Annotated in this window: 1 pseudogene; it reads right to left on the reverse strand. The window is 62.0% G+C overall.

Annotation, left to right across the window (positions count from 1 at the left end):
- Window positions 1–598: 598 nt before the first annotated feature.
- Window positions 599–1,486, reverse strand: a pseudogene (locus tag CHB84_RS23740) (IS256 family transposase).
- Window positions 1,487–1,519: the final 33 nt, after the last annotated feature.

Raw genomic sequence — 1,519 nt, forward strand, 5'->3', positions numbered from 1 at the left:
CTCCGCCGAGAACTTCCGGCGAGCTCGTCGTTGCCCTTCGGTCACACGGACACTCTCCAATCAACTCGAGTGTCCAGTCCAATGGGGGAAGGTCATTCCGGGTCGTGGCCGTGAATTCCTTTACTGATTCAACCACCTGCAAATTGGCCATAGCAGTCAACGCAACCTCCTCTGAACGTCCGTATCACCACCATCGTGAAGTGCTCCGGCATCGCCTGGATGTCCGAGTTGCGGACACTGCTACTCCGCACAATCCTCGCGCTTCTGTCTGCTGAATTGAGTAGATGTGCGCGGTATCGGACATTGCCGAAGCTGGGTGGAGGAGTGAGTCGCATCGCAACGTCACGGTCAAAGCGCGTAGGCGCGCGTGGGGATGTGGACCGCACGTGCCGACACAGCCGCCCACTGCGCGCAGTCGTGCCGTAGTAAGCGAACACACGGACGAGTTAACGTCAGGCCCCGCCATCCGGCTATGTCGGTTCCTACTTATCAACGAGGCAGCGATGGTCTATGTGCCACAGCCAATTACTCGTTGGCGGCAGCTTACGTGAAACACTCCGACGTACCAGCTACGGCACCGAGCACAAGACGATCTTCGTCACCCCGACCACCGGGCGTGTACGGGTTCTTGTGTGTGATCTCGTGGTTCATCGGGGGGGGGGGGGGGGGGGGGGGGGGGGGGGGTGGTGCGGTCTTCGTAGTCGAGGGTGAGCGCGCCCCGTGCCTCCTTCCAGTGGGGTGCGACCTGGCTGCGGTCGCTGGTCTTGGGCTCGATCAGGTGCCGGATCGCCAGATACAGCACCTTGATCGCGGCCGCTTCCGAAGTAAGGTGCCCGCGGTTACGGGTCACCTTGCGTAGCCTGGGGTTGATCGACTCAATGAGGTTTGTGCTGAACACATCCTTACGCAGAGGCGGCGGGAACTGCAGGAACGGCACGAACTCCGGCCACGCTGCCCGCCAGATCCGTACGATAGCCGGGTAGCGTTGACCCAATGGCGAGGTTTCCAGCTCGTCCAGGGCTTGTTCGGCGGCGCCGTCGGTGGGCGCGGTATAGATCGCCTTTCATGCGGGGATCAGTTGGAGATGATCCTTCTTGGAGGCGAAGCGGAGACTGGCCCGCATCAGATGCACGCAGCATGTCTGGACCGTCGTTTGGGGCCATGTCGTGGTGATCGCCTCCGGGAGACCGGAAAGTCCATCACAGCAACAAATCAACACATCCTGGATCCCGCGGTTGCGCAGTTCGGCCAGCAGCGACATCCAGAAGCGAGCGCCCTCACCCTCGGTGGGGCCGATCCAGAGCCCGAGGATGTGCTTGCAGCCACCCAGGTCCACCCCGACCGCAAGGTAGACCGGCCGGTTGGTCACCGCCCCGTCCCGGATCTTGACCCACAGGGCATCGATGTAGACGATCGGCCAGACCGCTTGCTCTCTAAGGGTCGTTGCGAATCCGGACGGGAGGGGTTCGCATGCCGAAGTATGCACCGAACAAGATGTCAGCGGAGGTCAAGCGCCGGT

Origin of the sequence: Haloechinothrix alba (assembly GCF_900188115.1) — a bacterium.
Lineage (GTDB): Bacteria > Actinomycetota > Actinomycetes > Mycobacteriales > Pseudonocardiaceae > Haloechinothrix > Haloechinothrix alba.